General features: G+C 69.3%; 6 protein-coding genes, 2 tRNA genes and 1 other RNA gene. 4 read left to right on the forward strand and 5 right to left on the reverse strand.

What is annotated here, in order from left to right:
• Positions 1-528 (reverse strand): DNA polymerase III subunit gamma/tau (gene dnaX, locus KBX53_RS23295; protein ID WP_210861642.1); only part of this gene is annotated, 528 nt, incomplete at its 3' end.
• 211 nt (positions 529-739) lie between these two features.
• Positions 740-829, reverse strand: an RNA gene (gene ffs / locus KBX53_RS23300) — signal recognition particle sRNA small type.
• An 82-nt stretch (positions 830-911) separates the two neighbouring features.
• On the opposite strand from ffs, the gene KBX53_RS23305 reads away from it, so the two are divergent.
• A tRNA-Ser gene (locus KBX53_RS23305) sits at positions 912-996 on the forward strand.
• A 71-nt stretch (positions 997-1,067) separates the two neighbouring features.
• Here the strand turns inward: KBX53_RS23305 and KBX53_RS23310 are convergent.
• Positions 1,068-1,220 carry a hypothetical protein gene (locus tag KBX53_RS23310; RefSeq protein WP_210861643.1) on the reverse strand — a complete coding sequence of 51 codons (153 nt, stop codon included), beginning with the start codon at positions 1,218-1,220 and terminating at the stop codon, positions 1,068-1,070.
• A 21-nt stretch (positions 1,221-1,241) separates the two neighbouring features.
• Here KBX53_RS23310 and KBX53_RS23315 point away from each other — a divergent pair, with 21 nt between their 5' ends.
• Together KBX53_RS23315 and KBX53_RS23320 are read left to right on the forward strand one after the other, a co-directional pair.
• Positions 1,242-1,796, forward strand: coding sequence for a hypothetical protein (locus KBX53_RS23315; protein ID WP_210861644.1), 555 nt, complete (start codon positions 1,242-1,244; stop codon positions 1,794-1,796).
• Between the two features lie 92 nt (positions 1,797-1,888).
• Positions 1,889-2,383, forward strand: a complete 495-nt coding sequence (locus tag KBX53_RS23320) for a hypothetical protein (RefSeq protein WP_030328144.1) — start codon at positions 1,889-1,891, stop codon at positions 2,381-2,383.
• Positions 2,384-2,467: 84 nt separating this feature from the next.
• Here the strand turns inward: KBX53_RS23320 and KBX53_RS23325 are convergent.
• A tRNA-Ser gene (locus tag KBX53_RS23325) sits at positions 2,468-2,554 on the reverse strand.
• Positions 2,555-2,629: 75 nt separating this feature from the next.
• On the opposite strand from KBX53_RS23325, the gene deoD reads away from it, so the two are divergent.
• Positions 2,630-3,337: a purine-nucleoside phosphorylase gene (gene deoD, locus KBX53_RS23330; protein ID WP_030328147.1), complete on the forward strand. Its 708-nt coding sequence runs from the start codon at positions 2,630-2,632 to the stop codon at positions 3,335-3,337.
• 109 nt (positions 3,338-3,446) lie between these two features.
• Here the strand turns inward: deoD and KBX53_RS23335 are convergent, their stop codons facing one another.
• The gene (locus KBX53_RS23335; RefSeq protein ID WP_247676093.1) at positions 3,447-4,568 is read right to left on the reverse strand and encodes an ABC transporter permease; all 1,122 of its coding nucleotides are present in this window, start codon (positions 4,566-4,568) and stop codon (positions 3,447-3,449) included.
• Between the last annotated feature and the right edge of the window lie 8 nt (positions 4,569-4,576).

A 4,576-nucleotide genomic window follows, 5' to 3' on the forward strand; every position in this document is an offset into this window, starting at 1 on the left:
GAACGGGTAGTGGTGGGTCCGCGACCGGATCGTCCCGAGGACCTTCTCCGGCTCGGTGGTGGCGAAGATGAACTTGACGTACTCCGGAGGCTCCTCGACCAGCTTGAGCAGGGCGTTGAAGCCCTGGGTCGAGACCATGTGCGCCTCGTCGATGACGTAGATCTTGAAGCGGCTGCTGGCTGGCGCGAAGAAGGCGCGCTCGCGCAGCTCACGGGCGTCGTCGACACCACCGTGGCTGGCCGCGTCGATCTCGATCACGTCGATCGAGCCGGCACCGTCGGTGGCCAGCGAGCGGCAGGACTCACACTTGCCGCACGGCTCCGGGGTGGGGCCCTGCTCACAGTTGAGCGACCGGGCCAGGATCCGGGCGCTGGAGGTCTTGCCGCAGCCGCGTGGGCCGGAGAAGAGGTAGGCGTGGTTGAGCCGTCCGCTGCGCAGCGCCTGCGACAGCGGCTCGGTCACGTGCTCCTGACCGATGACCTCAGCGAAGGTACGCGGCCGGTACTTGCGGTAGAGCGCCAGCGTCACTCGTCCCGCCTCCTCTCGACCGAGCCATTCTGCGCCGGTCGGGCGCGGGTGACCACCCACCCCGCCGCGGCGCCCGGGCCTACGGACTTGATCGACTCGGCTTCCTGGCCGCCGCGCTTGATCGACTCGGCTTCCTGGAAACCGCGGTGTCCGTCTGGCCGGGACACCGCGACATCATGAATGTCGAGTGGATCAACCAGCCCACAGACAAAAAGGCCTCCCGTGCACCCGGCAGAGCTCGCTTATCCTTGCTGCCTTCCGGCCCTGGGGAGGTTCACGAGATACCGCCGCACGGGAGGTGACGCCCAGCCTACCCGACCGCCCGTCGATCTTCAGGGGGTGGTGGGGTGGCCCGGCCGACACGGGCCTGTATCCTGGCTCGCGGAGGATTCGCCTAGAGGCCTAGGGCGCACGCTTGGAAAGCGTGTTGGGTTTACACCCTCACGAGTTCGAATCTCGTATCCTCCGCTCGCCTGAGCAGCACGAACGACAGGGCCGGCCCCAAACGGGACTGGCCCTGAGTCGTCTGTGCGGTGGCGTCAGCCGACCACCTGGACGTGCCGGGGCGTCGCCTTCAGCAGGGACACCTTGTGGTGCTGGAGCACGACGCCACCCCGGGGTGAGCGCGGACGGCGGGTACGGTCCCGGGGCCGGTGGAGCCCGCCGCCGTCGTACACATGTTCTATCCACACCCTGTGGACGACGGGGGATTGATGAGTTACCAGCTCAGCGCGGTGGTCGCGGACGCCGAACTGCTCCGCGAGCAGACCGCCGAGCTGGACCACGCCGTCCTTGGCGAACTGCGTCAGGACTTCGCGTTGCTGCCGGTCACCCCACAGTTGGTGATCGAACTGACCGGGTCGTTACCGGATTTCGCGACTGACGACCGGAGCGCCGAGCGTCCGTTCGGCCTGGTGCTGTCCACGGCCCTGGTCGAGGTGCTGAGCCGCTGGTCGCGGTCGGGGCCGGTGGCGTACCTGGAGGCGGAGTTCGGTGCCGGCGCCGGCTACCAGTCGGCGGCGGTGTGGTTGGGCGGGGAGCTGTCCTGGGGCCCGTGCTTCGACGACGAGTTGGAAGCGCCGCGCCCGCTCTGGCCGATCAACGGGGCCCTGACCCGGCTCGGCGTCGAGCCCGGCACCTGGATCGACCCGTTCGCCGAACTGGGGTTGCACCTGGAGCGAAACACCGACGGCTGGTTGGCACACGGGCGGCGCCGGCTCAGCGCCGACTACTGGGACGAGCTGGTCGAGCAGTGGGAAAATCAGTAATCCGGCCACTGGCAGCAACCTGAATGCTCCCGTTCCGTTGGGGACTGGGGGATTCCATGAAATTGCGACAATTTGCGTTTATCGCCACGCTGATGACTGCTGCCTCAATCGCCGGCAGCGGCGTACCACCAACCGGGCCGATCCCGGACGGCCGGCCCGTCGGCAGCGTGGAGATCATCGACCTGAACGGCCTACGGAACATCGAATTCGGTGCCACCGAGGACGAGCTGACCAGACGCGGCATCCTGCGTACCAGCCTGGACGCCTGCGGGCCGGTGCTCGCCGGCCACGACACCGTCAGCCCGGTCTTCATGGACGACAAACTCGTGCTGCTCTGGGTCGGCGACCCGATGCGGACACCGGAGGGCATCACCGTCGGCTCGCCCGTCGACCAGGTCTGGGACAGCTACCCCCAGGTCAGCCGACTTCGCGCTCCACAGGGGACACATCGCCTCGACGGGCTGCTCGCCCGCAGCGGCGACCGCGCGTACCTGTTCCTCCACGACGGGCGCACGGTCCGGAAAACCATCGCCGGGTACGCCGACTGGGCCCGCCGCCTCTTCCACGACGGCGTCGGCCCCTGCTGACCCACCACCACCGCCCTACCGGCCGACGAAGAAACGCCCGACTCGATCCTCGCGGGTCGAACCGGGCGTTTCCGCACTACAGAGCGGTGGCGGAGGGATTTGAACCCTCGGAGGGCGTTAACCCTCACACGCTTTCGAGGCGTGCTCCTTAGGCCGCTCGGACACGCCACCGCCGACGAGGGTACAGGACCGCTGGTTCCGACGCCGAACCGGTATCGCCCGGGCCGGCCTGGCAGGATCTTTGCCATGAGTACGCACATCGGCGCGAAGCCGGGCGAGATCGCCGAGCGGGTCCTGATGCCGGGTGACCCCCTGCGGGCCAAGTGGATCGCGGAGACCTACCTCGAGGGCGCCACCTGCTACTCGACGGTCCGGGGCATGCTGGGCTTCACCGGCCGCTGGAACGGCGTCGAGGTTTCCGTCCAGGGCTCCGGCATGGGCATGCCGTCGGCCTCCATCTACGCCCACGAGCTGATCAACGAGTACGGCGTGAAGACGCTGATCCGGGTCGGCTCCTGCGGTGCCCTCAGCACCGACCTGCAACTGCGGGACGTGGTGGCGGCGATCGGGTCGTCCACCGACTCGAACATGAACCGGATGCGCTTCGACGGGCTGATCGACTACGCCCCGGTGGCCGACTTCGGGCTGCTGCGGACGTCGGTCGAGGTGGCGGAGCGGCGCGGCATCAGCATGCACGTCGGGCCGATCCTGGCGGCGGACGCCTTCTACACCGACCGGCCGGACCTCTACGACACCCTCGCCGACTACGGCGTGCTGGCCGTGGAGATGGAGTCGGCGGCGCTCTACACGATCGCCGCGCGGTTCAAGGCCCGCGCGCTGACCGTGTTGACCGTCAGCGACCACATCAAGACCGGCGAGAAGACCACCTCCGAGGAGCGGGAGCAGACCTTCAGCCAGATGGTCGAGATCGCCCTCGACACGATCATCGCCTGACCCGTTCCGGCGGCAATACCGCAAAGAGCGTGATGACTGTGTGGCATCAAGATGCCTCAGAGTCATCACGCTCTTTCGCATCAGGCCGCCGGGCCACAGCCGCAGAAAGTCAGACGGCGGCCAGCGCCTCGGTCGGTGAGAGGCGAGCGGCGCGCACGGCCGGGTAGAGGCCGGCGAAGCCGCCGATGATCAGCGTGGCACCCACCCCGCCGAGCATCGCCCAGGCCGGCACCACTGTCGGCCAGTGCTGCGACAGCGCGTATCCCGAGGTGACCAGGATGCCCAGCACCACCCCACCGATCCCGCCGAGCGCGGAGAGCAGCAGCGACTCGGCGAGGAACTGGGTCCGAACCTGACCACGGGTGGCCCCGAGTGACCGGCGTAGGCCGATCTCGGCTCGGCGTTCCAGCACCGAGATCACCATGGTGTTCGCCACACCGACCCCACCGACCAGCAGGGCGACCGCGCCCAGACCCAGCAACAGACCGGTGAACGCGTCGTCGGTCGCCTCGGCGGCGGCCAACGCGTCCGAGGGCCGGGACACCTCCACCTCGTTCGGCGCCTCCGGGTTGGCGGTCGCGCCGAGCACCGACCGGACCGCCTCGACCTGCGACTCCTCGGCCCGCGTGTAGACGATGGTGGGGTGGCCGTCGAAGCCCAGGTATTCGGTCGCCGCCGACCAGCCGATCAACGCCGAGGTGTCCAGCTCCGGGGCGAGAGGTGCGGCGGCGAGGGTTCCGACCACGGTGAACGGGCGTCCACCCAGCCACACCTGCACCTGCGGGTCGGCCGCGGTGATCCCGAGCCGCTGCGCCGCGGTGGCGCCGAGCACGACCGCCGGGTAGCGGGCGGTCGCCTCGTTGAGCCAGGTGCCGGTGGCCACCTCGGCCCCGACGGTGCCGAGCAGATCCAGCCCTGCCGCCCGGGTGGCGATGCCGCCGGTCTCCGCCGCCGGGATCCGGTCCGAGCGGTACACCTTGGCGTCGGAGACCTGCCCGGTCGCGGACACCTCGGTCACCGGGCCGATCCGCCCGATCATCGCGATTGACTCCTCGGGCAGTTGCGCGTCCGCACCAAACAGGGTGCTGCCCGGCTCGACGGTGAGCAGGTTGGTGCCGAGCGCGTCGAGCGCCCGGTCCAGTTCGGCCCGGGACGACGAGGAGATGCCGACCACCGCGATCATCGCGGCGATGCCGATCGCGATGCCCAACGCGGAGAGGAACGCCCGCAGCGGACGGG

Origin of the sequence: Micromonospora sp. M51 (assembly GCF_018070305.1) — a bacterium.
Taxonomy (GTDB): domain Bacteria; phylum Actinomycetota; class Actinomycetes; order Mycobacteriales; family Micromonosporaceae; genus Micromonospora; species Micromonospora parva.

Bases quoted from the DNA above. Each gene is read 5' to 3' on its own strand.
- KBX53_RS23315 (WP_210861644.1), top strand. From the start codon at position 1,242: ATGAGTTACCAGCTCAGCGCGGTGGTCGCGGACGCCGAACTGCTCCGC.
- KBX53_RS23320 (WP_030328144.1), top strand. From the start codon at position 1,889: ATGACTGCTGCCTCAATCGCCGGCAGCGGCGTACCACCAACCGGGCCG.
- deoD (WP_030328147.1), top strand. From the start codon at position 2,630: ATGAGTACGCACATCGGCGCGAAGCCGGGCGAGATCGCCGAGCGGGTC.